This is a genomic window from Frigoribacterium sp. 2-23, assembly GCF_049601585.1.
GTDB lineage: Bacteria > Actinomycetota > Actinomycetes > Actinomycetales > Microbacteriaceae > Frigoribacterium.
Map to the genome: position 1 here is coordinate 589,936 of NZ_CP187126.1, position 26,149 is coordinate 616,084.

Here is a 26,149-nt window from a genome sequence, read left to right on the forward strand (position 1 = left end):
GTCACCGGCTGGAGCGCTTCCGCTGCGCGATCTGTCTCATCAGAGCATTCTGCAGGTCGACGAGCGGCTTGTCGTTCTCGTCGCGGGCATGGCGTGTCCAGGTGCCGTCGGCCTCCAGCCACCACGACGCGGTCTCGTCGCTCATCGCGCGCTCGAACAGCGAGTCGACCTCGTCGAGGTGGTTCTGCTGCGTGAGTCGCACGAGGGCCTCGACGCGGCGGTCGAGGTTGCGGTGCATCATGTCGGCGCTGCCGATGAACACCTGGGGGTCGCCGTCGTTCGCGAACCAGAACAGGCGGGAGTGCTCGAGGTAGCGCCCGAGGATGGAGCGCACCCGGATCGTCTCACTGAGCCCGGGCTGACCCGGCTTGATCGTGCAGATGCCGCGCACCCAGACGTCGACCGGCACACCGGCCTGGCTCGCCCGGTACAGCGCGTCGATGATCTGCTCGTCGACGATGGAGTTGATCTTGATGCGGATGCCCGACGGGCGACCGGCCTGCGCGTGCTCGATCTCGGTCTGGATCTGCTTCAGCAGACCGCGACGCAGGTAGCGCGGGGCGACGAGCAGTCGCTTGAACTTCTTCTCGATCGCGTAGCCGGACAGCTCGTTGAAGAGACGCGTCAGATCTTTGCCGACCTGGTCGTCGGCCGTGAAGAGACCCATGTCTTCGTAGATGCGGCTCGTCTTCGGGTTGTAGTTGCCCGTGCCGATGTGCGTGTAGTGCCGCAGCGTGCCCTTCTCCTGGCGGATCACGAGGGCGAGCTTGCAGTGCGTCTTCAGACCGACGAGGCCGTAGACGACGTGGACGCCGGCCTTCTCGAGCTTGCGGGCCCACGTGATGTTGTTCTGCTCGTCGAAGCGCGCCTTCACTTCGACCAGGGCGAGCACCTGCTTACCGGCCTCGGCCGCGTCGATCAGGGCCTCGATGATCGGGCTGTCACCGCTCGTGCGGTAGAGCGTCTGCTTGATGGCGAGCACGTTGGGGTCGGCCGCCGCCTGCTCGAGGAAGGCCTGGACACTCGTCGCGAACGACTCGTAGGGGTGGTGCACCAGGATGTCCTGCCGGGCGATGCTCGCGAACATGTCGGGCTTCATGTTGGGCTCGGTCGGCTGCAGCTGCAGGGCCGTCGTCGGCAGGTGCTTCGGGTACTTGAGATCGGCCCGCGGCATCTTCGTGATCTCGAACAGGCCCGCGAGGTCGAGCGGCGCGGGCAGGCTGTAGACCTCCTGGTCGGTCACGTCGAGCTCGCGGACGAGCAGCTCGAGGGTGACCGGGTCCATGTCGTCGGTGATCTCGAGACGGATCGGCGGCCCGAAACGGCGTCGGAGCAGTTCGCGCTCGAGCGCCTGGATCAGGTTCTCCGACTCGTCTTCGTCCACCTCGACGTCTTCGTTGCGGGTGACGCGGAACACGTGGTGCTCGACGACCTCCATGCCCGGGAAGAGATCTTGCAGGTGATTCGCGATGAGGTCTTCGAGCGGGATGAACCGCACGCGACCGCTGTCGTTGTCGGGCAGCTGCACGAAGCGCGGCAGCATCTGCGGCACCTTGAGACGCGCGAACTCCTGGCGCATGGTCTTCGGGTTGCGGACGCGCACGGAGAGGTTGAGGGAGAGCCCCGAGATGTAGGGGAAGGGGTGCGCCGGGTCGACGGCCAGCGGCATCAGCACCGGGAAGATCTGATCGGTGAAGATCTCGCGCATGCGGACGCGGTCGGCCTCTTCGAGGTCGGACCAGTTCTCGATGTGGATGCCGGCGTCGTCCAGGTCGGGCTTGACGAGGTCGAGGAAGGCCCTCGCGTGGCGCTCCTGCAGCTCGTGCGCCATCTTGCTGATGTCGGCCAGCACCTCGTTCGGGCCCCGACCCACGTTGGTGGGGACGGCGAGACCGGTTGCGATGCGCCGCTTCAGGCCGGCGACGCGCACCATGAAGAACTCGTCGAGGTTGCTGGCGAAGATGGCCAGGAAGTTGGCCCGCTCGAGCAGGGGGGTGGCCGGGTCTTCGGCCAGTTCGAGGACACGCTGGTTGAACGCCAGCCAGCTCAACTCGCGATCGAGATACCGCTCCGCAGGCAGTGTGCCCTCTTCGAAGCTGACGATCTCGTCGAAGTCGTCGAGGAAGTCGGGGGTGACGCCGGCACCGTCGACGCGGGGTTCGCTGCTGTCCATCGCTCTATCGTGCCACCGCCGGTTGCCCGCGAGTGCCTTCCCGGGTGAACGGGACGTAAAGCCATGCTGTGGAGGAGTCCCGCGCCGACGATCGCCGACGCTCAGAAGACGCGGAAGCGCCTACTTCTCTTCGTTCTTCAGCGCGATGCCGAGGGCGAAGAAGGTGGGGGCCCAGTGTCCGATGAAGATGCCCCAACGGTCGGACTGCGCCTTGTCGTTGCTGTCCTTGCCCTGCGAGGCGATCCAGGCGACGAGGGCGATGACGATGGAGGCGAAACCGCCCCAGTAGGCGTGCTCGCTCTTGACACCGAGATCGGAGAGGAATTTGACGGGGTTCATGATGGTGCTCCTTGAGAAGAGGTCGGTCGGTACGACCGCTCGTCGAGCGGCCCCTCAATCCACACCCTCGCGCTGTGAGCGGGGTGCCAGTCCTGGAGGTGCCCCAGGAGTAGCACCGACCGACCCCCGTTTGTACCCCTTTGCTGTACCCCGAAGGAGGCGCGGGTCAGGAGGCGACGCCGGGCACCGCGTCCGGCGTCGCGGCGGCCGCCACCGGCACCTGCACGGTGAACGGCTCACCCGAGCCGAGGTGCACGAGCGCCCGGCCGGGCGTGACCTTGGCCGAGACCATCGAGCGGGTGACGCGCACGCCGATCAGGTCCCCGTCGATGGTGGCCTGCGGGCTGAGCAGGGCGCCGCGACGGTTCTTCTTCGCGTCGACCTGCCACCCCGTGAACCCGGCGCACAGCCCGGTCGAGTTGCCGCCGAGCAGCAGGCCGCGCCGGTGGTCGGCCGCCGTCTGCACGTACGAGCGCAGCCAGGCCTTGGCCGGGATGTCGAGTAGGAGCTCGCCGTCGTCGACGACGAGGGCGACCGGGCGGCCGTCCGGGGCGAGCAGGGGCTCGAGGTCGGCATCGGTCAGGTCGACGCCGGTGAGCACGCCGCGCACGTTCTCCCGACCGGCGAGGCCGCGCAGCGGGGACGGGCGCGGGCAGACGACGACGAGCTCGGTCCCGGCCCGGAGCAGCGACTCGGCCATGGTCAGCAGCATGGTGCTGCGGCCGCTCCGGGACGGGCCCGCGACGACGAACGTCGGGGCGTCGTTCTCGAGGTCGATGCCCTGGGCGGTCATCTCGTCGCCGCCGACGCCGAGCAGCGCCCAGAGCGGTCGCGCCGCGTCGGCTCCGGCCAGCCCGAGGGCCGTGTCGAGGTCGAGATCGCTCGGCAGGTCGTCGACCCGCAAGGGCGTGACGGAGCGCGTGCCGACGGGCTCGACCTCGTGCAGACGGGCCGCGAGCTCTCGCACCGCGGCGACCTGCGCCTGTCCGCTGACGTCGTCGCCCAGTACTCCGACCTGCACCTCGACGCCGCTGCCCGCTCGGAACCCGCGGCCCGCCGCGATGTCGGACGGCAGCGACTTGTGGTCGATGGCGGCCAGGCTGTAATCGAGCCGGTCGGTCAGACGCAGCACGACCTTGTCGTCGGTGAGCACGGCCATGCGACTCGTCAGCAGCGACCGGTCACCCGAGATGACGAGGTGCACCCCGGCGCTGGCGCCGTCGCGCAGCAGGGAGTGGATGGAGTCGGTCAGGCGGCCGCCGTCGATCTCGCCGAGCGTGCCGACGAAGTTCTCCCAGCGGTCGATGACGAACAGGATGTGCGGCAGGCGGGCACCGGCCGGTGCGGTCGCCCGCTGCTCCGTGATGTTCGCGACGCCCGCCGCTCCGACCACGTCGTGCCGCCGGCCCATCTCGGCGATGAGCCGGTCGATCAGGCGGGTCGCGCGGTCGAGCTGCGTGCGCTGGGCCACGGCTCCCGTGTGCGGGAACGCGCCGAGCGACGTGATGCCGCCGTTGCCGCAGTCGAGCCCGTAGACGTGCAGATCGGCGGTCGACAGGGCGGCTGCGGCGGACGAGGCGATGCTGCGGAGCGCCTGCGACCGGCCCGAGCCGGGCGCCCCGACGACGTAGAGGTGGCCGAAGCGGTCGAGGTCGATCGTGGCCGAGCGCTGCTCCTGCCGATCGGGCAGGTCCTCCGTGCCCCAGGTGAAGGCGAGGGGGCTCTCGGAGCCGGCCCGCGCCTCCGGGTCGGTCAGCGTCAGGGGCGAGACGTCGGGCAGGGGCGCCAGCCAGGGGCTGCGCTGCGCCGGCACGGCGAGCAGGTCGGTCGCCGACGAGAGCGCGGTGACGAGGACGGCGAGGTCGGTGTCGACGGCGGCGACGCCGACCGAGGGCCGCTCGGGCAGTCCGAGCGACGCCTGACGCCAATCGAAGAGGCGCACGAAGGGCGCGGCGGCCGAGCCGTCGCTGTCGCTCGTGCTGCGACCGCCGACGCGCGCCGACTGGAACGGCACCACCGACGAGTGCCCCAGGCGTGCGTAGGCGCGACCCGGCAACGACTTGGCGATGCGGGCGGCGTCCGGGATGTCGATGACGTCCGAGCTCTCGCCGTTGTCGGTCATGCGCAGGGCGACCCGGAGGTTCGTGTTGGCCCGGATCTCGGGGCTGATGACGCCCGACGGGCGCTGGGTGGCGAGGATGAGGTGCACACCGAGCGAGCGACCGCGCTGGGCGATGCCCACGAGCCCCGTCACGAAGTCGGGGAGCTCCTTGGCGAGGGCCGCGAACTCGTCGATGACGATGACGAGCCGCGGCAGGCGCTCGCCGGCGCCCCCGCGCGCGAGGTGCTCGTCGTAGTCCTCGATGTCCTTCGCCGACGCGGCGGCCAGCTGGTGCTCGCGACGGGTCAGCTCGGAGCGGAGCGAGCGCAGCGCCCGCTCGACGAGGTGAGAGTCGAGGTCGGTGACGAGGCCGACGGTGTGCGGCAGGTCGGCGACGGCGCTGAACGCGGCGCCGCCCTTGTAGTCGACGAGCACGAACGTCATGGCGTCCGGCCGGTTCGAGACGGCCAGCGATGCGACGAGCGTCTGCAGGAACTCCGACTTGCCGGAGCCGGTCGTGCCGGCGACGAGCCCGTGCGGGCCGTCCTTGACGAGGTCGATCGAGAACGGTCCGTCGATCGAGACGCCGACGACGGCCTCGGTCGAGGCGCCGCGTTCGCTCCAGCGGTCGGCGATCCGGTCTCCGGTCGGCAGCTCGAGGCCCAGCACGGGCAGCAGGGCCGCCTTGTCGGGCACGAGACCCGCCGAGTCGGTCGAGCTGATGTCGCGGACGGGCGAGACGTCGCGGGCGACCTCGTCGTACCAGTCGTCGTCGACGAGGTCGGCGAGCACGTCGTCGACGTCGGTCTCGTCGTGCCGGCGCAGTACGAGCCGCGTGTCGGAGCGCTGCACGACGGTGGCCGTGCACTCCTCGGGCAGCTGCCACTCCTCGTCGTCGGCGCAGATCACGCGGATGCCGCACTCGGGCCCGTGCCGCAGCAGCCCGACGACGCCCGGCATGGCGCGCAGGCGGCGGGCACCGTCGAGCACGACGACGTACTCGGGCGAGAACCGGGTCGCGCGGGAGGCGCGGTTCGCCATCGAGTCCCGCCTCTCCTGCAGCACGAGAGACAGCTCGGCGAGCCGGCGTCCGATGGTCTCGGAGTCCGCGCCGATGGCGGCCAGCGCCTCCGACCCCTCGGGCGGGCGGGCGTGCGGCAGCCACGTCGTCCAGCGCCACGAGGGCAGGGCCGCGACGGAGGTCAGTACGACGACCCGGACGTCGTGGGGGCTCTGCGCGACGGCCAGCTGGCCGACCAGCCAGCGGGCGATCCGACGCTGCCACCCGTCGGCGCCGGCGACGCCGACGACGCCCGAGCGTGCGAGCGACACCGTGACCGGCACCCGACGTGTCGTGCCGGTGGGCACCGCGCGGGGGTCGGTGGATCGGTCGTCCTGGATCTGCACGGTGCTCGGCAGATCGGCGGTGCCGACCCGCACGTGCAGGTGGTCGGGGTCGGTCGGGCGGCGCTCCCACAGGCGGCGCGTGGGCACCCGTGCCGCGACGCGCAGCTCGGCCGCGTCGGCGGCGTCGGCGCGACGGCGGTCGCGCTCGGCCGTGACGGACTCGTCGACGTAGCGCTCGATCAGCGCGACCTGCTCGCGGTGCTCCGCGAGGGCGCGGCCGTGGCTCTTCTTGCCGTTGCGGCGGTTCGTGATCGTGGTGCCGATCATCATCACCGGCGACATGAACGCGAACATGAGGTAGATGGCGTGTTGGAACGCGACGGCCATGACGAGACCGAACACGGCGGGCACGGCGGCCATGATCCACGGCAGCGGCGACCGCTGCGGCGGCGTGGGCACCTTGGGGATCGTGTACTTGACGGGCGGCGTCGGCGGCAGCAGCCGCGGCGGCCGGTTGAAGTCGACCCAGCCGGAGTCGGGGGCGCGCAGCAGCACGACGTCGGCGACCGACGTGGGCTGCACGGCGACCAGTGTCTCGCCGACCGCGAGTCGTGACGCGACGGGCCAGTCGTGCCACGCGCCTCCGGCGTCGAGGTCGTCGTCCTCGAGCCGCAGCGGCGCACCCTCGTCGCGACGACGCACCCGAGCGCCGGCGTCGAACGCGATCTCGATCTCGGCCACCGGCGCGAGCTCCGACGCCCCGAAGACGAGACCGCCGTCGGCGTCGAGGGCGACCGGCGTCCGGCCGACCAGCAACGGTGCGATGCGGCCCGTGCCCCGGCCGCCGACCACGCGGGCCTCGGCGGGACCGAGCGTGTCGGGCGGCGGCGGGGGCGAGCCGACGTGCAGCAGGGCGCCGTCGAGCAGGCCGCTGCGGGCGAACGTCGTGTCGTCGTCGACGTCCAGCGAGGCGCGCGAGAGGGCGCCGCACTCGCGGCCGAGCGCGTCGAAGACGTGCCGCAGCGGGGTGTCGCCGGGGGCGTCGATGAGGACGTCCTCGCGGCGGCCGCTGAGGTCGTCGACGACCGTGACGAAGACCCTCACCGCGGAGCCGAGCCCGTGACGACGGGGGCGGGCGTCGCCGGCCCGGGAGCGGGCGCGCCCGCGTCGAGCGGCCCGAGGTCGTCCGCCTCGCGGTCGGCGAGCCCCGCCACGACGACGCCCGGCACGGCCGGGGGAGTCCACCCCGTCAGCGGTACGTCGACCCAGCGCAGGGGTCCGAGGTGATCGCTCGCGAGTGTGCCGTCGCGGTGCGCGGTGAGCTGCCAACGCACGTCGCGGTCGCGTCCGAGCAACACGACGCCCCACCGGCTGCCCGGGCGCTCGAGGGCCTGACGCAGCATCAGCCAGGCCGACGACGACGGGCGGTCCGAGAGCACGAGCAGGCCGGGGCCCGTGTTGGCGATGACCACGCCGAGAGCGTCCGAGAGGGAGAGGCTCGCGCCCACGCCCAGCTCGTCGTCGCCGAGGCCCACCCGCACGACGGCCGCGCCGCGCGACCACGGCGACGAGACGAGCTGGTCGGCGAGGCGCCGCGTCACGGCGAGTCGGGCGGCGCGGTCGCCGTCGATCGCGAGGGCGCCGTGCAGCGAGTGCAGGTCGACGAGCACCCGGCCGGTGTCGGACGAGCCGACGGCGACCACCGTCGCGAAGCGGTCTCCCGCGCCTTCGGCGAGCCCTTCCTCCTGCAGGTCGGCCGTGTCGGCCGTCCAGGTCCGCCCGTCGCCGCTCGCCCGCCAGGGTCGCGGGGGCGCGACGGCCGGCGTGGCCAGGTCGACGACGACGCTGTCGAGGCCGACGACCACGCGCAGCAGGCCGGGGAACGTCACGTTCTCGCGGGCGCACGCCGCCCACAGCACCCGCAGCAGCCGGTCGACCGCCCAGGTCGCGCCGGGGTCGGCCCGCACGTCGTCCGCCCACGTGATGGCGTCCGCCTTCTGCACGCGTCGTGACGAGATCAGCACGGGAACGGTGAACGCGGCCGTCGCGACCACCAGCAGCACCGCGATCGTGAGCGCGAGGTTGCCGAACGGGTGCACGAACGGCGACAGGGCCGCCGGTGCGGCCGCGGCGACGGCCGGGGTCACGCCTCGGCCTCGGCGATCGCCGTCTCGATCGGGGTGGGCTCCGAACCGGGCACGTCCGTCCAGCGGAACGTCGTCATGATGGCGTCGAAGAGCTCGACGAGCGCGTCGGCCAGCCGCTCGCTCGCGTCGTCGCCGAACGCGGCCGTGAAGGTCAGCACGACCCAGCGTCCGGGCCGGTGCGGCACCGCGACCGTGTAGACGACCCGGCGTGACCAGATCCGCTCCCAGGCGCCCTCGCTCTGGTCGGAGGAGACGGTCTCGACCGTGCGGGCGGCCGCCGCCCCGTCGACGTCGCGCAGACCGTCGAGCTGGCCGGCCTCCGACAGCAGGCTCGCGATGAGGCGCACCGGCTCCGACTCGGACTCGTCGTCCACCTCGGCCTCGCTCAGCGAGACGGGCAGCGCGGGGCCGCCGGTCGGCGCGGCGGGCAGGTACACGGCACTCGCGCCGGCTCGTCCGGCCTCGTCGACGGCGTCGGCGAGTCGCCGCCGCAGGTGCCGCCGCATGGGCTCGGCGCTGTCGCGCGGCAGGTCGTCGGGCAGGGCGAGTCGCACGATCGCGTCGATCTCGCGGTCGGCCGAGTGCTCGGGTCTCGCCGGGAGCCGCACCCAGCCGGCCGGCAGCGCGAGGGCGAACGAGGCGGTGAGTGTCGCGGTCATGCGGTGGTGGCCTCCACGGTGACGAGTCGCACGGAGCCGAGCAGCGAGACGACGTGCGGGGTGAACTGCGGCACGACCGACAGATCGGTGGTGCGCCAGGTGGCGACGACGTCGAGCCCGTCGCGGCGGCGGGCCGCGGCGACCGTCGCCCAGACGGCGCCCGAGGTGTCGAGGTCGAAGCGGGTCGACACGATACCGGGCCCGATCCCGTCGGGCAGGTCGTCGACGATCGGGGATTCGAGCGGGGTGCCGCCGCGGGCGCGGGTCCGTTCGAGCAGGTCGGGGGCGTCGTCGCCGGTCAGCCCGGCCTCGACGACGACCGGCAGAGGCCAGGCCCCGGGCACGTCGAGCCCGGCGACGACGCGCGAACCGTCGCCGAGGCTCGCGGCCAGGGCCACGAGCCCGTCCACGGCCGCCACGGGGTCGAGACGAGGAGGCGCGGCCGAGACCGCGACGTCGGCCTCCGCCGCCAGCGCGAGCAGCTGCGTCGCCGCCTCACGCCACGCGTCGGTGGCCCCGTCGCCCGTCGGCACGAGCAGCCACGACGGGACGTCGACGTCGATCACGACGGCCTGGCGGGACGTCACAGCTTCTCGGCCTCGATCTGGGCGGTCGACGGGTTGCCCCCGGGGAAGTCGTTCTTCGCGGCCTCCCACGCGGCCCAGCGCGACTGGTCGGCGCCGATGCCGGTCGGGTTGGCGCCCAGGCCGAAGATCGTGTTCGCCCAGCCGTAGACCTTCGCGCCGCCGGTGTAGTAGACGAGGCCGTCGACGTTGCGCAGCGCGCTCAGCGTGATGCCGCTCTCGGCCGCCTTCGTCTGGATGTCCTTCAGACCCTTGAGGCCGTCGACGCCGATCAGCTTGTCGAACGAGTAGCCCTTCTCGCCGAACTGCTCGAGGATCGCCTTCTTGTCGTTCTTGGCGATCTCGCCGAGCTTGCCGACGTTCCACCAGTTCGGCTTGACCGCGCCGAGGTCGGCCGCCTTGAACTGCTTCACCGCCGACGCCTCGATCTCCTTCATCCGCGCGGGGAGCTCCTTCAAGCGCGTGACGGTCGCCTCGACGGTGGCGCGACCCGTGAGCACGTCGTCGAAGATCTCCTTGCGCCGGGCCGCCTGGTTCGCGGTATAGGCCATCGCCTTGTTGGCGTTCTCGGTGATCTTGGTGGTGTGGGCGGCGCCCTTGCCGATCATGGCGCCCTTGGTGAGACTCGTCATCTTCGTGATGGCGGCACCGGCGCCGAGCGTGACGATGCCGACGGCGGCCATGATGACGGAGACGAACGACGCGTCGCCCATCGCAGCCTGGGCGATCGTCGCCGCGAAGGCCACGCCGGCCGTGACCGCGGCCATGAGCGACACGATGCCGAGCCCGGGGATGATGATCGCGATCACCGCCAGTGCGATGCCGATCCAGGTGAGCACCTTGATCAGGATCGCGAGGAAGTTCTTGAAGAACGCGCGGATCTTGTCGCCGAGCGTGTCGTGCAGGCCGTCCTTCCACGCCGCGCGGATCGTGTTCGACGCGGCCCGGCCGGCGGCGTCGAGTTCGTCCTGCGCGCGGCGCAGACGGGCGATCGCGGCGGCCGCGGCGCTGTCGGCGTTGTCGAGGGCGGCGTCCTTAGCGCGGCCGGCACCCTCCTCGTCGCTCGTGAGCGGCGGCGCGTCGTCGGGGCGGTCGACGCGGGGGTCGGCCATGCCCTTCGCCTGCGTCATCGAGTCGCGGGCGGCGACGGCGTCGTCGAGCGCGCCCTTCGACTCGGCCAGGCCGCGCTGCAGGGCGGGGACGTATCCGCGCAGGGCGTCGCGGACCGCGTCGTAGCGGCCCGACATCTGCTCCAGCTTCTCGGCCACGCTCTTGCTGCGCTCGCGCACCTTGTCGGCGCCCTGGCCCTTGAACTGGCTCTCGTCACCTTCGCCGATGCGCTTCAGCACCGCGGCCTCGTCGTGGATGGTCTTGGCCATGTCGCTGTAGAACGTGGCCAGCACGTCGATCTGGTCGGCATCGGCCGACATCGGGTCCTTGCTCTCGTGCAGCAGGTTCCACTCGCCGGGTCGCGCGCCCATCAGACGGTCTCCGTCTGGATGTTCTTCTTGATCTCCTGGTCGGCTTCGTTCCAGGTGTCGTTCATCTCGACGAGCTTGTCGTGCAGCTTCGCGACGTCGTCCTTGATCTTCTTCCGGTGGATCTTCCAGTCCCCGCTGAAGTCGCGCATCGCCTTGTTGATGTCACGCTGCCCGAAGATGTCGTGGTTCTCGTCGCGGCCCGACATCTGGTCGGCCAGTTCGTCGCGCACGCGGGCGAGGTTGTCGATCGACGTCGCGAGGGCGTCTCCGTCGACGATGAGGTCTGCCATGGGGCGTCCGTTCGTGGGAGGGGGTGAGCGGGGCGGAAGGCGCAGGCGCGGCCCCGCCCCGTCGTCGGGGCGGGGCCGCGGACGCGCTACTTGCTGAGCGCCTTGGCGAGCTCGGAGTCGGTCTGCTCCAGCGCCTCGGCGGCGCTGTTCAGGTACGAGCTCATGCCGTTCAGCCCTTGGATCGTCTTCGTGGCGCCGTCGTTGAACTCCTGGTACGACGTGCCGAAGGCGACGGACGACTGGTCGGTGACGTAGCCACCGCTGATGAGGCTGTCGACCTGGGCCTTCAGCTCGCGAAGCTTGGACTCGATGTCCTGCTCACCGTTGTTGAGACGGGTGGCCGCATCGCGCATGTCGCCATAGGTCACGTTCAGGTTGGGCATGATGTGCTCCTTCGGGAGTCGTCCGTGTCGGTCGCTCGACCGCTGTCGGCCGGGCCTGATCGGTTCACCGGGGTGGACCGACACCGAAGGTAGGGGCAGATGACCCCCTTCCGGGGGGATTTAGCGAGTTGTTAATCTTGACGACCGAACTAAACGGTTCGTCCTCTCGCCGTGGCCGCTCGTGGTGAAACGCGCGTGAACAGCACTTTTTGCACACGCTGCAGGCCCCGTCGCGACGGGGTACAAAACCTCGATATTCACCCCGGCGCATCACCCCGGCGGGGTACACGGTTTGGCCGATTTGCGCACGACATCTGGTCGCTGGTCAGCACTTTTGGGGTACGTGACGTGTCGGCCCTAGCGCTGACGTGCGCCGCGGCCGGACACCCCGAGGTCAGCTCCAGCCGCCGAGGTATCCCTCGACATCGGGCTCCGCGTCGACCCGGGACAGGCCGGAGGCGCGGGTCGCGACGGACGCGAACAACGACTCGTCCGCCCAGCGCGTCATCCGCCGCGTGGCACGGGTCGAGCGCACCGTGACGAGTGCCGTCCCGCGATCGTCCGTCAGCGTCACGGCGCCGAGCTGCTCGGTCGCGACGCGGTCGACGGCGGCCCGGATCTCGCCCGCCGACGAGCGGACGGGCTCGTGCAGCACGATCTCGATCCGCACGCGATCGAAGGCCGCGTCGTCGGCCGGGGTGCCGGGCGCGGGCGACGCGACCCGCGCCTCCGGGACCTCGACGAGGATCGAGTCCACGGAGACGAACGACTGAGCGGTGCTGGCCGGGTCGGCGGGCGGTCGCAGGGCGACGTCGGCGTACCGCCCTCGCGCCGCACGGCCTCGCGAGCCGGGCACGGGGATCAGCTCGGCGAGCAGCAGGGCCTCCTCGTTCTTGGCGCGGCGGTCGTCCGCGGCCGGGCGGCCCGACCACTCCGGGCCGTCGTGCCAGGCGACCGCGCCCGGTACGTGTGCGAACAGGGCTCCGGCGAGCCAGGCGCGATAGGCCCACTCCCAGTCCTCGCCGCCGTAGCGGGTGAACGACTCCGCGTAGCCGCCGGTCTCGTCGAAGAGCCGACGGCTGCAGGCGGTGACCGCACCGATCAGGTAGCGGTACGAGCGGTCGTCGCTGTCGAGCAGGTCGCGGGAGCGGGCGTACGCGTCGCGCAGCCAGCCCGGCTCGCCGAGCTCGGTGCGCGGGCCGGCCACCTCGACCGGCTCGGGCTGGCTCGCCGGCGCGGGCGCGGACGCGTCGTCGAAGGACGCGTGTCGACGCCGACCGACCGTCACGACGTCGGGGGCCAGGGCGGGCAGCCGCGTCAGGCGGCGCACGTAGGACGGCTCGGGGGCCGTGTCCGCGTCCAAGAAGCACAGCACGTCGCCGGTCGCCACGGCGGCTCCGGCATTGCGGGCGGCGGCGAGCCGGAACCCGAGGTCCTCCTGGACGACGAGGCGCACGTCGGCGGGCACGACCGGACGCTCGGGCGAGCCGTCGTCGACGACCACGATCTCGAGCCGGTCGGCCGGGTGGTCCTGTCGGTGCAGGGCGGCGAGGGTGCGATCGAGCTGCCGTTGCTGCCGGTAGTGAGCCACGATGACCGACACCAGAGGAGGCACGGCCGGCTCGATCCCGTCGAGCAGGTCCCAGCGGTTCCCGGGCAGGGCGACGCCGACGGCGTCCGCGACACCGCCGGCGCCCGCGGTCGGATGCGTCACCACGCGACGTCGTCCCGCCACCAGCGCACGTGCTCGGCCGCGACGTCGTCCAGTGTCGGGGCGAGCGTCGTCCCGGCGGCGAGCCGGGTCGTGCGCGGGTCGCGCCAGGCGCGGTCGAGATGATCGGCGAGCACGGCGGGGTCGTCGCCGTCGTACAGCTCGATCGTGCCCGGCCGGAGCGCCGCCGCCTCGCGGGTGTAGCGGCCGTCGATCACGAGCGCGCGACGGCCCTGTTCGGCCCAGTCGAGCAGCGAGCGCGACGCCGAGAAGTGCCGGTGCGCGACCAGGGGCACACCCGGTTGGCGGAAGGCCCGTTCGTAGGCGTCGTCGTCGAGATGGCCCGTGATCTCGAACGCGACGCCGAGGCGGGCGGCGTGCTCGCGCAGACGGTCGACGTCGTCGTCGTGTCCGCGGCTCGCCGCACCGAGCGCGAGGACCCGGAGGTGCGGCGCGGCCTCGCCGAGACGTCGCCCGAGCAGACCCGCTGCCTCGATCGCGTCGACATGCCCTTTGCCCGGGTACACGAACCCGGCGATCACGACGGTCAGGGTCGCGGCGGCGGGGGTGTCTGCGGTGCCGTCGTGGCGGCGTCCGGTGCCTGAGCCGTCGAACGGCGCGCCGGGCCGGGTGCCGAGCGGGATCACCCGGGGCCGGGGGAGCGCCGGGTCGACCGTCGCGAGGAACTGCTCGAACAGGGCCCCCTCGTGCTCGCTGCTGACGACGACCCCGTGGGCCGCGGCGACGAACCGGGCGTAGGCCGCGCGGCGTCGTGGGAGGTTGCGCTCGCCGTCCGACGTCTGCGGCAGGTCGTGCAGGGTCAGGGTCAGCGGGGTCGAGGCGGCGAGCCGCTCGAGGTTCTCGGCCGCATCCTCGGGGGACGTGCCGAGGATCTTGTCCGTCACGTTCAGATGAGCCCGCGGCACGGCGGCCAGGGCGGCGGTGAGCTGGTCGAGGCCGTCGGTGCGGGCGACGCGCGTCGACGGGTCCAGGGCGACGACCCGGTCGGCGAGGTCGCGGGCGTAGTCGGAGACGCCGTGCCCCGCGGGGCCCGCGACGATCAGCGAGGGGGTCGATAGTGAGGTGGGAGGGGCGGAGGCGGGGAGGCGGGGCGACCGATCGGCCGGGGCCGCACTCGACGGTGACATTCTCGCGACGCTGACACATCGGGGCCCGGCGGTCAAGGGGTTTGACGAGCTGGGACCCGAGTGACATAAGGGGGGTACGGTGCGCGTATCGCGTCACCGACAGACTTCGCCCCCCTTGCGGCCGCGCTCCCTTGAATACCGGAGGAATGATGGAGTCTGCCGTCCGCGTCGTGGCCGTGCCCGCGGCGCATCCGTACGTGCGCCGCGTGAGCGACCATGAGACCGTCCGCGTCGTCGACGCCGGGGTCCCGGCGGGGGCGCCGGCCGACCAGTGGTGGCCGCCCGTGGCCCTCGACGCCGCCTGGATCGACGCGCACGCGGCCGACGCCGACGTGCTGCACGTCCACTTCGGCACCGAGTCGTTCACGCCCGAGCATCTCGCGGCCGTCCTCGACGCCGCGCACCGCGCGGGCTGGGCCGTCGTCCAGACCGTCCACGACCTCGCGCACCCCCAGCTCACCGCCGACCAGCAGGGCGGCTACGCCCGTCAGCTCGACGTGCTCGTGCCGGGGGCCGACGCCGTCGTGACGCTGACCGCGGGTGCGGCGGCCGAGGTGCGGCAGCGCTGGGGGCGTGACGCGCTCGTGGTGCCGCACCCGCGCCTCCTCGATGACGGCTCGGCGCCCCTCGGGCTCAGCCGACCGGATTCGCTCATCGGACTGCACCTCAAAGATCTCCGGCCCAACGTCGACGGCCCGGCCGCGACCCGCGCCCTGGTCGCGGCCCTCGACCTGCTGCGCCGCGACGGCTCCGACGTCTCGGGTGAGATCCGGATGCATCGCCGGGTGCGCGACGAGTCGGCCCGGGACGAGGTCCGCCGTCTGACCGCGGGGTCGGACACCGTGACGCTCATCGAGCACGACCGCCTCGACGACGACGCCCTGGCCCACGGGCTCGCCCGCCTCGACGCCGCCGTGCTGCCCTACTCGTACGGCACGCACTCGGGTTGGCTCGAGCTCTGCTTCGACCTCGGGGTGCCCGTGGCGGCCCCGTCGACCGGGCACTACGCCGAGCAGCACGTCGACCCGACCGTGGCGTCGTACGACCTCGACGCCGACGGGCGGTCGCTCGCCGACGCCCTCGCCCGGGTGCTCGCCGCCGGGACACGGGCGGGCAGCGCCGAGCGCGCGGCCGTCGTGAGCGCGCGACGGACCGAGCGCATCGACGTCGATCGCTCTGTCGCCGAGGCGCACGCCGCGCTGTACGCCAGGCTTCGTGCCGCGTCGACGGCGGTGGCGTCGTGATGCCGGTCGAGCCGCTCCGCATCGTCACGGTCGCCCCGCTGAGGTTCCCCATCCGGTTGCCGCACGCCGGTGGTCTCGAGTCGGCGCTCTGGAACGAGACCCGCCGCCTCCGTGCCCGGGGCCACTCGGTCACGATGATCGCCGTCGAGGGCTCCGACTTCCTGGCCGGTGGCCCGCGCGAGTTCGTCCTGCCGGCCGTGGCCTGGGCCGAGGGCGAGATCGCCGCGGACGACACCTACCCGGCCGGTTACCTCGACCGGGCGCTGCCGGCGCTCGAGCGTGCGCTCGACCGGGTCGCGGACCGGGCCGACGAGCTCGACGTCGTCGTCAACCACTGCCTGCACGGGGTGCCGTTGCGTCGCGCCGGGCGGCTCGGCGTGCCGATGGTCTCGACCCTGCACACGCCCGTCGTGCCCGAGCTCGTCGAGGCGGACGTCGCCTGCGACGGTCCGCGCAGCGAGTTCCTGTCCGTCAGCCGCCACACCCGGGCCGAGTGGGCCCGCGTCGGCATCGAGTCGACCGTCCTCGCCAACGGCGTCGACGGCGACACCTGGGTCGAAGGCCCCGGAGGCGCGGGTCTCGTCTGGTTCGGACGTCTCGTCCCCGAGAAGGGCGCGCACCTGGCCATCGAGGTGGCGAGGTCGCTCGGCCTGCCGCTCATCCTCGTGGGCCGGATCGGCGACCGCGACTACTTCGACACCGAGATCGCTCCCCGCCTCGGCCGTGGTGTCGAGTACGCCGGTGTGCTCGCACCGACCGAGCTCGCCGCACTCGTCGGCCGCAGCGCCTGCGCCCTCGCCACACCCGTCTGGGAGGAGCCGTTCGGCCTCGTCGTCCCCGAGGCGCTGCTCTGCGGCACCCCGGTCGCCGCGTTCGGCGTCGGCGGCATCCTCGAGATGGCGGTCGGCACCGTCGGCCTCGAGACGGCGCCGATGGGCGACGTCGCGGCGCTCGCCGACGTGGTCGCGGGGTTGCTGCGGCAGACCGTCGTCGAGCCGTCCTTCCGGTCCCGGCTCCGCGCCTCCGCCGCGGCCGCGTTCTCGCTGGACACGCGGATCGACCGGCTCGAGCAGGTCCTCCGGCGGGTCTCGGCCGCGCGCGAGCTCGCCGCGTGACCCGGCCGGTCGTCGCCTGGTACGTGCATCACCACGGCCAGGGGCACCTCGGGCGGTTGCTGGCGGTGCGCCCGCACGTCGACGCCGACGTCGTCTGCTTCAGCTCGCTGCCTCGCCCCGCGGCGCTGCCGGCCGACACCGCGTGGGTCGAGCTGCCCCGGGACGACACCGACGGAGGCGCGGCCGAGTCCGGTCTCCCGGCCGACGCCGACCCGACGGCGCACGGTCTGCTGCACTGGGCCCCGCTCGGTCACGACGGCCATCGGGGCCGGTTCGCGCGCATCGCCGCGGAGGTCGCCCGCCTCAGGCCCGCCGCGTTCGTCGTCGACGTCTCGACCGAGGTCGCCCTGTTCGCCCGGCTGCTCGGGGTGCCGGTCGTGTTGATGACGCAGCCCGGCGACCGGGTCGACCGGCCGCACGGTCTCGCCTTCCAGGCCGCTGAGCGCATCGTCGCGCCCTGGCCGGGGGAGCTGCTGGCACCCGCCCACCTCGCCGGTCTCGACGTCGTCTACGTCGGCGGCGTCAGCCGGCACGAGGGCCGGGTCGCCGCGCCCTCCGAGCGGTCGGGGGTGCTCGTGCTCAGCGGCCGCGGGGGCACCGACGTGACCCGCGCGTCCGTGCGAGCCGCGCGCGACGCGACGCCGGGCGAGCACTGGTCGATGATCGGGGTCGCCGACCTCGACACGGACGATGACCTCGTCTGGACCGACGACGTCTTCGGGGCCGTGTCGTCGGCCGAGATCGTGGTCGCGTGGGCCGGGCAGAACTCCGTCGCCGATCTGGCTGTCGCCGGTGCGCGCGCCGTCGTGGTGCCACAGGCCCGACCGTTCGACGAGCAGCTCGCGACGGCCGAGGCGCTCGACCGCGCGGGTCTCGCCGTGGTCGAGCGGGCCTGGCCCGAGCCCGACCGTTGGCGCGAGGTGCTGGTGGCCGCCCGCGCGCTCACGCCCGACTGGTCGCGGTGGCTGACCTCGGGTGCCTCTGCCCGCGCGGGGGCCGCGATCGACGACGTCGTGCGGCGGTGGTCGCGATGACGGCCGACGACGCCGCGCAGCGCCGCGTGCACAACCCCGTTGCGGAAGACGAACCCCGATCGAACGGGGTTCCTCTTCCGCAACGGGGTTCCGGCCGCACGGCCGTCGTCACGCTGTGCAGCGTCGAGCGCACCGATCACGTGCGACACCAGCTCCGGTCGGTCCGGGCGACGGCGGCGCCGGCCGACCCGGTGCACGTCGTCCTCGTCTGGATCGGCGACGAGGGCAGCCTCGACGTCGCCTCCGGGCTCGGCGCCGACGAGGTGCTGTCCGTCCCGCCGGGCACCCGCGGACTCCGGCTGGCGGCCGCCCGCAACGCGGGAGCCGACGCCGCCGTGGCGGCAGGTGCCTCGCTCGTCGTGTTCCTGGACGCGGACTGCGTGGCCGGCCCGCGCCTCCTCAACTCCTATCGTCGGGCGGCCGTGGCCCGCCCCGACGCCGTGCTGTGCGGGCCGGTGACCTACCTGCCGCCCGGTGTCGACGTCGACGACACGGCGGTGCTCGACGCGGCGACGGCACCGCACGCCGCGCGCCCGGCTCCGCCCGACGGCGAGCTGGTCGTGGCCGGGCCCGGCGACTACCCGCTCTTCTGGTCGCTCTCGTTCGCACTGACAGCCGACACCTGGAGGCGCGGGCCGCGTTTCGACGACCGCTACGAGGGATACGGCGGCGAGGACACCGACTACGCCTTCGCGCTGCGGGACGCCGCCGTGCCGCTCGTCTGGGTCGGCGGGGCGGATGCGTACCACCAGCACCACGCGACCTCGTCGCCGCCCTGGCAGCACCTGCACGACATCGTCCGCAACGGCGGGCTCTTCGCGGAGCGTTGGGGGGTCTGGCCGATGGAGGGCTGGCTCGAGGCGTTCGAGCTCGCCGGTGCGGTGCGGCGGGACGCCGACGGCTGGTCGCTGGCCTGAGCCTGCGCCGGCTGCTGTCACACGCGTCGCGGGCCGGTGCGCCGACGGTCCTGGCGCGGCGCGCGGCTAGCGCGTGAGCGTGTACTGCACGTCGACCGCGTGGTCGGCGAAGCCGCGCGCGGCGTAGAGCCGCAGGGCGGCCGTGTTGTCGCCCTCCACGTAGAGGGCGGCCGTGTCGACGCCGCGGTCGCGCAGGCGGGCGAGTCCGGCGTCGACGACCACGCCGCCGAGCCCCTCGCCCTGGTGGTCGGGGCTGACGCCGACCGCGTAGAACTCGCCGGGCTGACCCGCTTCGAGCTTGAGCCAGCAGAACGCGATCAGCTCGTCACCGCGCCAGAGCAGCACGAAGTCGCCCGCGTCGAACCACGGCTCGGCCCGACGGGCGTCGAGGTCGGCCTGGTCGATCGAGCCCTGCTCCGGGTGGTCGGCGAAGGCGCGGGCGTTGAGGTCGAGCCAGGCCGCGTCGTCGGTGCCGGGTCGGAACGCGCGCAGCTCGTCGCCGGTGCGACGCTTCGGGGCGGCCGGATCGGCCGGCACGCTCGCCCGCTGCTGCAGCAGGCGACGCGTCTCGGTCAACGCGAAGCGGGCCGCCAGGTGTCGGGACGCGGGCAGGTCACCGTGCGCCCAGACGGCCAGCGGGCCGGTGGTCTCATCGATGACGCGCTGCAGGAGCTCGGCCCCGCGACCCTCGCGCCGGTCGTCGGGGTGCACCACCAGCTCGACCTCGTCGCCCCGGACGATCGCCGCCGCGTGTCGGTCGCCGAGCACACGCGCCTGGCCGCGCCGTGCCTCCACGAGGGCCTGGTCGTTGAACGGCGGGCTGCCGTCGGCCGCGGTCGCGGCGGACGCCAGCTCGGACACGAAGGAGGCGCGGCCTGCGTCGTCGACGCCCGTCGCGTCGTCCGCCCCGCCGGTCACGAGACCGCGGTGGTGTCGTCGTCGTACACGTTGAAGCGGTACCCGACGTTGCGGACGGTGCCGATGAGCGACTCGAGGTCGCCGAGCTTGGCCCGGAGGCGCCGCACGTGCACGTCGACCGTGCGGGTGCCGCCGAAGTAGTCGTAGCCCCAGACCTCGCTGAGCAGCTGCTCGCGCGTGAAGACCCGCGACGGGTGGGTCGCGAAGAAGCGGAGCAGCTCGAACTCCTTGAACGTGAGGTCGAGCGGCCGGCCGTGCACCTTCGCCGAGTAGCTCGCCTCGTCGATGACGACACCCGAGGCGTGGATCTTCGAGCCGACCTGGTTCTGCGCGAGGCGGCCGGTGACGAGACGGATGCGCGCGTCGACCTCGGCGGGGCCGGCCGTCTCGAGGATGACGTCGTCGACGCCCCACTCCGAGTTGACCGCCGTGAGGCCGCCCTCGGTGAGGACGAGCACGAGCGGCACGGTGACACCGGTCGTGCGCAGGATCTTGCACAGCGACTTCGCGCTGGCCAGGTCGAAGCGGGCGTCGATGAAGATGAGATCGCTCGACGGAGCGTTCACCAACTGCGCGGGTTCGGCGGGGATCTGCCGGGTACGGTGGCTGAGGAGTGCGAGTGCCGGAAGGACTTCCGGACTGCTCGCCGAGGTCAGGACCAACAACTGAGCCACACGACCTCCAGGAAATGTACTGTCGAGCAGTCTAAAACATGAGCCGAGACCTAGCCGACCACCCGATCGTAGGGCAGGTCAGGAGACGAGAACCGTGACCGTGAGCGCACCCGCCGCCCCCGCACCGCTGAAACCCGCGACGATCGTCCCGGTCTGGGTGCTCACCCTCGTGGCGGCCGTCCTCGTCGGCGTGCTCTCGCCGGCCGACGACTTCTACGTCTGGCTGCCCCTCGTGCTGGCCGGCTCGATCGTGCTCACCTTCGTGCTGCAGCTCGTGCTCAGCGAGAAGGAGGGCCTGGTCACCCGCACCATGCTCAGCACCTGCGGCAGCCTCGTCATCCTCGCCGTCGCGACGGCCGTGCTCGCGATCGTGCACTGAGTCTCGAACCAGGCCGTCGCGGGATGCTCGGCTGATTCCCGGCGCCGCGCCCTCGCCGTTCTCGGGGTGACGCAGGTAGGCTCGTCCTATGGATTCCCTGCTCGCCCTCGAGATGTTCTACATCGGGCTCCTCGGTCTCGCGTCACTGTCGATCGCGTTCGTGTCCGTCGTCGTGCTGGTCAAGCTGTTCAAGGGACAGCGCTGAACCGAGCATGATCGATATCCCCGTCGGGCTCCCGGCTGAACTCGTCCCGCTGTCCTGGCTCATCGGTGTCTGGGAGGGCACGGGTGTCGTCGACTACAAGATCGGCGAGGGCGACCCCGACTCCCCGCCGGAGGGCCTGCCGCCGGCCGAGCGTCGCACGCACGAGTTCGGTCAGCGCATCAGCTTCAGCCACGACGGCCTGCCCTTCTTGAACTACAGCTCGTTCACCTGGCTGCTCGACGACGAGCACACGCCGCTGGCGAGCGAGACCGGTTACTGGCGACTGGAGCGACCCGCCGAAGAGGGCGACCGCGGCCCGGCCATGCTGCCGGGTGTCGGCGTCCAGCCGTTCACGTCGGCGCAGACGGTCGAGATCCTCCGGCGCCCCGACGACGGCTTCGGCATCGAGGTGCAGCTCGTGCACCCGACGGGTGTCAACGAGTTGTACCTGGGCCGCGTCAAGGGGCCGCGCATCGACCTGTCGACCGACGCCGTCCTCCGATCCAGCAACGCGAAGGAGTACAGCGCCGCGACGCGTATGTACGGCCTCGTCGAGAACCACCTGCTCTGGGCGTGGGACATCGCCGCACTGGGGCAAGAGCTGCGCACGCACGCGTCGGGGCGGCTCGCCCGTGTCGACTGACGAACCCGTGTCGACCGACGCAACGGTGCCCGACACCGTGACCGTGCCCTCCCCGCTGCACACGCGGCCCGGCTTCGTCGCCGACGCGTCCGGCATCGTCGCGGCGCACTACGGCAACCCGATGGCCGAGCAGCGCCCGCTGTCGGCCGGTCTGGCCGTGGTCGACCTGTCCGACCGGGGTGTGCTCGCCGTGTCCGGGGCCGACCGACTCAGCTGGCTGAACTCGCTGACCAGCCAGAGCCTCCTCGGCCTGCCTCCCGGGGTGTCGACGGAGACGCTGCTGCTCGACGCGAGCGGCCGTCTCGAGCACGCCGCCCGGCTGCTCGACGACGGCGAGACGGTCTGGCTGCTCGTCGACCGTGCCGAGGTCGAGCCCCTCCGGTCGTGGCTCGACCGCATGCGCTTCATGCTGCGGGTCGAGGTGGCCGACCGCACGGCCGAGTACGCGACGCTCGGCTCGCTGGCCGATGTGGCGCTGCCGATCGAGGTCGCCGCGCCGAACGATGTCCCGCTCGTCTGGGTCGACCCCTGGGCGACCGTCACGGCCGGCGGTCACGGGTACGCGGCCGAGACCGGGCACCCCGGTCACGACTGGACCTACCGCGAGACCCTCGTGGCGCGGGCCGACCTCGACGCCCTGGCCGCCTCCGACGTCCCCGTCGCGGGAACCCTCGCCCTCGAGGCGCTGCGCATCGAGGCCTGGCGCCCGCGTCTCAGCACCGAGGTCGACGAGAAGACCATCCCGCACGAGCTCGACTGGCTGCGCTCGGCCGTGCACCTCACCAAGGGCTGCTACCGCGGGCAGGAGACCGTCGCCAAGGTGCACAACCTCGGGCACCCGCCCCGTCGACTCGTGATGCTGCACCTCGACGGCTCCGACAACGTCCTGCCGCAACACGGCGACGCCGTCGTCCTGCCGGTCGAGGCAGGGGCCGACGACACGGCCGAGCCGAAGCAGGTCGGCCGGGTCACCAGCGTCGCCGTGCACCACGAGCTGGGCCCCGTCGCCCTCGCCGTGGTCAAGCGCACCACTCCCGAGACCGCGGCACTCGCGGTGCTCGCCGCCGACACCGTCGTCGCCGCCGCTCAGCAGACGATCGTGCCGCCCGACGCCGGCGCCTCGGCCGGGGTGCCCCGACTGCCGCGGCTCGGGTCGGTCACACGCTGACCTCGTGGCGGGTCCCGTCCGCCGCACCCTGACCCGGGCCACCCGAGGCTTCGACGCCGCGGGAGCCCTGAGCCGCACCGTCTCGTCGCTGCCGGCCGTCGTGCAGATCGTGATCGCCGCCTCCGCGTCCTATGTGATCGCGCACCTCCTGCTCGGCCACGCCGTGCCGCTGCTGGCCGTGACGATCACGATCTCGTCGCTGGGCTTCGCCCGAGACGCCCGGCCGCGGCGGGTGCTCGAGAACGCCGTGGGCGTGCTGATCGGCATCGCGCTGAGCGAGGTGATGCTGCTCGTGCTCGGCAAGGGCGTCTGGCAGATGGGCGTCGTCTTGCTCGTCGTGCTGGTGGTGGCGCGCTTCTTCTCGCCCAGCAACGCGTTCGCGATCGCCGCTGCGACGCAGTCCATGCTCGTGATGCTGTTGCCCGACCCCGACGGCGGGCCGTTCGTGCGGAGCATCGACGGCACGGTCGGCGGCCTCGTGGCCCTGGCGGTCACGGCCGTCGTGCCGCGTGACCCGGTCGGGCTGGCCCGCGCCGACGCCCGACGCCTCTTCGTCGAACTCGACGTCGCGTTCGCGTCGCTCGTGGCTGCGCTCCGGGACGACGACGTGCGGCGGGCCGACGAGGCGTTGAGACGGCTCCGCGCGACCCAGCCGTTGCTCGACGACTGGGCGTCGACCCTGGAGTCGGCGCTGGCGATCTCGCGGCTGTCGCCGTTCCTCCGGTCACGGTTGCCGCACCTTCGACAGCAGGACCGCATCCGGTCCAACGTCGACCTCGCCGTCCGCAACCTCCGCGTGATCGCGCGGCGGATCGACACGTCCCTCGGCGACGGCGCGCGTCGGCCGGCCGTCGCCGACGTCCTCGATGCGACGGGCCGCGCCGTGTCCGCGCTCGGCGCCTCCCTCGACGACGTCGAGCAGCTGCCGGTCGCCCGGGACGCCCTGACGGCCGTCGCCCGTCGGCTCGACCCGTCGCTGCTGATCCCGGGGCAGCCCGTGACCGAGACGATCGTCGTGCTGATGATCCGCCCGCTCGTGATCGACCTGCTCATGGCGACGGGTCTCGATCACGACGACGCGCGCGCCCGGCTCGCCCCCGTCTGATCCCGGCCCCTCCGCCCTCTCGATCTCTCTTTCTCGATCGATGTGACCCGTTCGGTGCATGTCGCGCGTGAACATCGGCCCGACGCGTCACTTCGTTGCCGGGGGGTCTGTTCCCTCTCGATCGAGGTGACCCGTTCGGTGCATGTCGTGCGCGAACATCGGCCCGACGCGTCATTTCGTTGCCGGGGGGTCTGTTCCCTCTCGATCGATGTGACCCGTTCGGTGCGTGTCGCGCGTGAACATCGGCGCGACGCGTCACTTCGTTGCGGGGGGCTGTTCCCTCTCGATCGATGTGACCCGTTCGGTGCATGTCGCGCGCGAACATCGGCGCGACGCGTCACTTCGTTGCGGGGAACAGGAAGAGAGGGGGCCCGTCAGGAGGCGCGGGGCGCGACCGCCGCCCACGGCACGGTCAGCTCGCCGAGCCGCCAGCGCGACCGCCCGTGCAGCACCGGCCAGCCCGCGTCGCGCAGCCCCTGCACGGTCGCGATCCACCGTTGCACGGGCCCGTAGACGGACAGCGGCGCGCTGTACGCCCACTGCCGGTCGAGGTCGACGAGCAGGTCGTGCACCCGTTCACCCTCGACGTTGCGGTGGATCAGCGCCTTCGGCAGTCGCTCGGCGACGATCGACGGCTGGTCGACCGAGGCGAGCCGCAGGGCGATCGTGAACGTCTGCGGCCCCTCCGTCGTGACGTCGACCCAGCTCGCGACGCGGCCGACCTCGTTGCACGTCCCCTCGATGAGCACGCCGCCGGGTTGCAGTCGCGACGTCATCAGGGCCCACGACTCGGCCACCTGCGACTCGTCGTACTGCCGCAGCACGTTCAGCGCCCGGATCACCGCGGGCCGGCGCCCACCGTCGAGCGGCACCTCGAAGCCCCCGAGCCGGAAGCTCACGCCCGGCCGCGCCGACAGGTTCGCCACGCGCACCCGTTCGGGGTCGATCTCGATGCCGACCACCTCGACGTCGTCGCGGACCCGCAGGAGGCGCTGGTGCAGCTCCAGGGGAGTGGTCGCCGACGCCCCGTACCCCAGGTCGACCACGAGCGGGTCGTCGGCGCGGCGCAGGGCCGGGTGCGCCGCGATCCAGCGGTCGATGCGGCGGAGCCGGTTGGTGCCGGTCGTCCCGCGCGTGATCGAACCGATGGGCATGGCTCCCATTCTCGCCGAAAAGGTACGCTGGGGGTCATGACTTCGACCCTCATCCTCCTCCGTCACGGCAACAGCGAATGGAACGCGAAGAACCTCTTCACGGGATGGGTCGACGTCCGACTCACCGAGCAGGGCCGGGCCGAGGCCAAGCGCGCGGGCGAGCTGCTGCGCGAGGCCGACCTGCTGCCCGACATCCTCTACACGTCGCGCCTCACCCGGGCGATCCAGACCGCCGACATCGCCCTCGAAGAGGCCGACCGTCTCTGGATCGACGTGAAGCGCTCGTGGCGTCTCAACGAGCGCCACTACGGCGCGCTGCAGGGCAAGGACAAGGCGCAGACGCTCGAGCAGTACGGCCCCGAGCAGTTCCAGACCTGGCGTCGCTCGTTCGACGTGCCGCCGCCCCCGCTCGACGACGACAGCGAGTTCTCGCAGGCCCACGACAAGCGCTACGCCGAGCTCGGCATCGACGCCCCCCGCACCGAGTCGCTCAAGCTCGTCATCGATCGCATGCTGCCGTACTGGGAGTCCGACATCACGAAGAGCCTCGCCGCCGGCGACGTCGTCCTGGTCACGGCGCACGGCAACTCGCTGCGCGCGCTCGTGAAGCACCTCGACGGCATCAGCGACGACGAGATCGCCGAGCTGAACATCCCCACCGGCATCCCGCTCGTCTACGAGCTCGACGACGACTTCCGTCCGACCGGCCCCGGCCGCTACCTCGACCCCGAGGCCGCCGCCGCCGGCGCCGCCGCGGTCGCCAACCAGGGCAAGAAGTAAGCACCGCGGAGGCGAGCACGAGGGCAACGGCGGTCCCGTGACCGACCCGCTGGTGACCCCCGACGGTCGCTACATCGTCGTCCGGGGTCGCCTCTGGCGGCGGACCGACCCGTCGCTGCCCGAATCCCGCCGGGCCGAGCTCGTCCACGAGCTGATGGAGGCGCGGCGCGCGAAGAAGACGGCGCTGGCCGCAGACGACGCGGCCGGCATCGAGGCCGCGCGGGCCAGGGTCGACGCCGCCAAGACGGGTCTCGGCGAACGCGGCCCGGTGTGGTGGGACGACGACGCCCCCGACGAGACGCGGCACCTCGCGAAGAACACCCGCTACGCGGAGTGGTTCGCCGCACAGGGCGACGCCTAGGAGCCGCGGCGACGTCGACGGCGGCCCGTGTCGTGTCGCGTTCGAGGCATCATGTCGCGCACCGACACGACACGACGCCGCGAACGCCA

24 protein-coding genes are annotated in these 26,149 nt (G+C 72.5%); 10 read left to right on the forward strand and 14 right to left on the reverse strand.

Annotation, left to right across the window (positions count from 1 at the left end):
• Position 1 precedes the first annotated feature (1 nt).
• The 11 genes from ACPEEZ_RS02845 to ACPEEZ_RS02895 form a co-directional block, all read right to left on the reverse strand.
• Positions 2 to 2,173 (reverse strand): RNA degradosome polyphosphate kinase, encoded by a 2,172-nt coding sequence (locus ACPEEZ_RS02845; RefSeq protein ID WP_423922490.1) that lies wholly within the window; start codon positions 2,171 to 2,173, stop codon positions 2 to 4.
• A gap of 120 nt (positions 2,174 to 2,293) precedes the next feature.
• Positions 2,294 to 2,512, reverse strand: coding sequence for a hypothetical protein (locus ACPEEZ_RS02850; RefSeq protein WP_423922493.1), 219 nt, complete (start codon positions 2,510 to 2,512; stop codon positions 2,294 to 2,296).
• A gap of 166 nt (positions 2,513 to 2,678) precedes the next feature.
• Positions 2,679 to 7,064, reverse strand: a complete 4,386-nt coding sequence (locus ACPEEZ_RS02855) for an FtsK/SpoIIIE domain-containing protein (RefSeq protein ID WP_423922496.1) — start codon at positions 7,062 to 7,064, stop codon at positions 2,679 to 2,681.
• A complete protein-coding gene (locus tag ACPEEZ_RS02860) occupies positions 7,061 to 8,107 on the reverse strand; it encodes a hypothetical protein (protein WP_423922498.1) in 1,047 nt (348 codons plus the stop codon). The genes ACPEEZ_RS02855 and ACPEEZ_RS02860 overlap by 4 nt, the downstream gene beginning before the upstream one ends.
• Positions 8,104 to 8,766 (reverse strand): hypothetical protein, encoded by a 663-nt coding sequence (locus tag ACPEEZ_RS02865; RefSeq protein ID WP_423922501.1) that lies wholly within the window; start codon positions 8,764 to 8,766, stop codon positions 8,104 to 8,106. The genes ACPEEZ_RS02860 and ACPEEZ_RS02865 overlap by 4 nt, the downstream gene beginning before the upstream one ends.
• Positions 8,763 to 9,353: a hypothetical protein gene (locus ACPEEZ_RS02870; protein WP_423922502.1), complete on the reverse strand. Its 591-nt coding sequence runs from the start codon at positions 9,351 to 9,353 to the stop codon at positions 8,763 to 8,765. Before ACPEEZ_RS02870 ends, ACPEEZ_RS02865 begins: the two co-directional genes overlap by 4 nt.
• Positions 9,350 to 10,831, reverse strand: a complete 1,482-nt coding sequence (locus ACPEEZ_RS02875; RefSeq protein ID WP_423922505.1) for a hypothetical protein — start codon at positions 10,829 to 10,831, stop codon at positions 9,350 to 9,352. The genes ACPEEZ_RS02870 and ACPEEZ_RS02875 overlap by 4 nt, the downstream gene beginning before the upstream one ends.
• Entirely contained in the window at positions 10,831 to 11,121 is a 291-nt protein-coding gene (locus ACPEEZ_RS02880; protein ID WP_423922508.1) for a hypothetical protein, read from the reverse strand. Before ACPEEZ_RS02880 ends, ACPEEZ_RS02875 begins: the two co-directional genes overlap by 1 nt.
• A gap of 86 nt (positions 11,122 to 11,207) precedes the next feature.
• On the reverse strand, positions 11,208 to 11,504 hold the full coding sequence (locus tag ACPEEZ_RS02885; RefSeq protein ID WP_423922510.1) for a WXG100 family type VII secretion target: 297 nt from the start codon (positions 11,502 to 11,504) through the stop codon (positions 11,208 to 11,210).
• Between the two features lie 394 nt (positions 11,505 to 11,898).
• Positions 11,899 to 13,218, reverse strand: a complete 1,320-nt coding sequence (locus tag ACPEEZ_RS02890) for a glycosyltransferase (RefSeq protein ID WP_423922513.1) — start codon at positions 13,216 to 13,218, stop codon at positions 11,899 to 11,901.
• Complete coding sequence (locus ACPEEZ_RS02895; protein ID WP_423922516.1) at positions 13,215 to 14,363, reverse strand: hypothetical protein; 1,149 nt, start codon at positions 14,361 to 14,363, stop codon at positions 13,215 to 13,217. Before ACPEEZ_RS02895 ends, ACPEEZ_RS02890 begins: the two co-directional genes overlap by 4 nt.
• 146 nt (positions 14,364 to 14,509) lie before the next feature.
• On the opposite strand from ACPEEZ_RS02895, the gene ACPEEZ_RS02900 reads away from it, so the two are divergent.
• The 4 genes from ACPEEZ_RS02900 to ACPEEZ_RS02915 are packed head-to-tail and all read left to right on the forward strand — an operon-like array spanning position 14,510 to position 18,673.
• Positions 14,510 to 15,607 carry a glycosyltransferase gene (locus ACPEEZ_RS02900; RefSeq protein ID WP_423922519.1) on the forward strand — a complete coding sequence of 366 codons (1,098 nt, stop codon included), beginning with the start codon at positions 14,510 to 14,512 and terminating at the stop codon, positions 15,605 to 15,607.
• Complete coding sequence (locus tag ACPEEZ_RS02905) at positions 15,607 to 16,722, forward strand: glycosyltransferase (protein ID WP_423922521.1); 1,116 nt, start codon at positions 15,607 to 15,609, stop codon at positions 16,720 to 16,722. Before ACPEEZ_RS02900 ends, ACPEEZ_RS02905 begins: the two co-directional genes overlap by 1 nt.
• The gene (locus ACPEEZ_RS02910; protein WP_423922524.1) at positions 16,719 to 17,756 is read left to right on the forward strand and encodes a glycosyltransferase; all 1,038 of its coding nucleotides are present in this window, start codon (positions 16,719 to 16,721) and stop codon (positions 17,754 to 17,756) included. The genes ACPEEZ_RS02905 and ACPEEZ_RS02910 overlap by 4 nt, the downstream gene beginning before the upstream one ends.
• On the forward strand, positions 17,753 to 18,673 hold the full coding sequence (locus ACPEEZ_RS02915; RefSeq protein WP_423922526.1) for a glycosyltransferase family 2 protein: 921 nt from the start codon (positions 17,753 to 17,755) through the stop codon (positions 18,671 to 18,673). Before ACPEEZ_RS02910 ends, ACPEEZ_RS02915 begins: the two co-directional genes overlap by 4 nt.
• A 66-nt stretch (positions 18,674 to 18,739) precedes the next feature.
• On the opposite strand, the gene mshD is transcribed toward ACPEEZ_RS02915, so the two are convergent.
• Both mshD and ACPEEZ_RS02925 read right to left on the reverse strand, forming a co-directional pair.
• Positions 18,740 to 19,591: a mycothiol synthase gene (gene mshD, locus ACPEEZ_RS02920; RefSeq protein WP_423922529.1), complete on the reverse strand. Its 852-nt coding sequence runs from the start codon at positions 19,589 to 19,591 to the stop codon at positions 18,740 to 18,742.
• The gene (locus tag ACPEEZ_RS02925; RefSeq protein WP_423922532.1) at positions 19,588 to 20,265 is read right to left on the reverse strand and encodes a winged helix-turn-helix domain-containing protein; all 678 of its coding nucleotides are present in this window, start codon (positions 20,263 to 20,265) and stop codon (positions 19,588 to 19,590) included. Before ACPEEZ_RS02925 ends, mshD begins: the two co-directional genes overlap by 4 nt.
• A gap of 100 nt (positions 20,266 to 20,365) precedes the next feature.
• On the opposite strand from ACPEEZ_RS02925, the gene ACPEEZ_RS02930 reads away from it, so the two are divergent.
• From ACPEEZ_RS02930 to ACPEEZ_RS02945, 4 genes are all read left to right on the forward strand, one after another.
• On the forward strand, positions 20,366 to 20,644 hold the full coding sequence (locus tag ACPEEZ_RS02930) for a hypothetical protein (protein ID WP_423922535.1): 279 nt from the start codon (positions 20,366 to 20,368) through the stop codon (positions 20,642 to 20,644).
• A 212-nt stretch (positions 20,645 to 20,856) separates the two neighbouring features.
• Entirely contained in the window at positions 20,857 to 21,492 is a 636-nt protein-coding gene (locus ACPEEZ_RS02935) for an FABP family protein (RefSeq protein ID WP_423922538.1), read from the forward strand.
• A 7-nt stretch (positions 21,493 to 21,499) separates the two neighbouring features.
• Complete coding sequence (locus tag ACPEEZ_RS02940) at positions 21,500 to 22,660, forward strand: YgfZ/GcvT domain-containing protein (protein ID WP_423922541.1); 1,161 nt, start codon at positions 21,500 to 21,502, stop codon at positions 22,658 to 22,660.
• Positions 22,661 to 22,664: 4 nt separating this feature from the next.
• Positions 22,665 to 23,765, forward strand: a complete 1,101-nt coding sequence (locus ACPEEZ_RS02945; protein ID WP_423922544.1) for an FUSC family protein — start codon at positions 22,665 to 22,667, stop codon at positions 23,763 to 23,765.
• 374 nt (positions 23,766 to 24,139) lie between these two features.
• Here the strand turns inward: ACPEEZ_RS02945 and ACPEEZ_RS02950 are convergent, their stop codons facing one another.
• Entirely contained in the window at positions 24,140 to 24,928 is a 789-nt protein-coding gene (locus ACPEEZ_RS02950) for a class I SAM-dependent methyltransferase (RefSeq protein ID WP_423922546.1), read from the reverse strand.
• Between the two features lie 27 nt (positions 24,929 to 24,955).
• On the opposite strand from ACPEEZ_RS02950, the gene ACPEEZ_RS02955 reads away from it, so the two are divergent.
• A complete protein-coding gene (locus ACPEEZ_RS02955) occupies positions 24,956 to 25,699 on the forward strand; it encodes a phosphoglyceromutase (protein WP_423922549.1) in 744 nt (247 codons plus the stop codon).
• Positions 25,700 to 25,736: 37 nt separating this feature from the next.
• On the forward strand, positions 25,737 to 26,060 hold the full coding sequence (locus ACPEEZ_RS02960; RefSeq protein ID WP_423922551.1) for a biopolymer transporter Tol: 324 nt from the start codon (positions 25,737 to 25,739) through the stop codon (positions 26,058 to 26,060).
• The last annotated feature ends 89 nt before the right edge of the window (positions 26,061 to 26,149 follow it).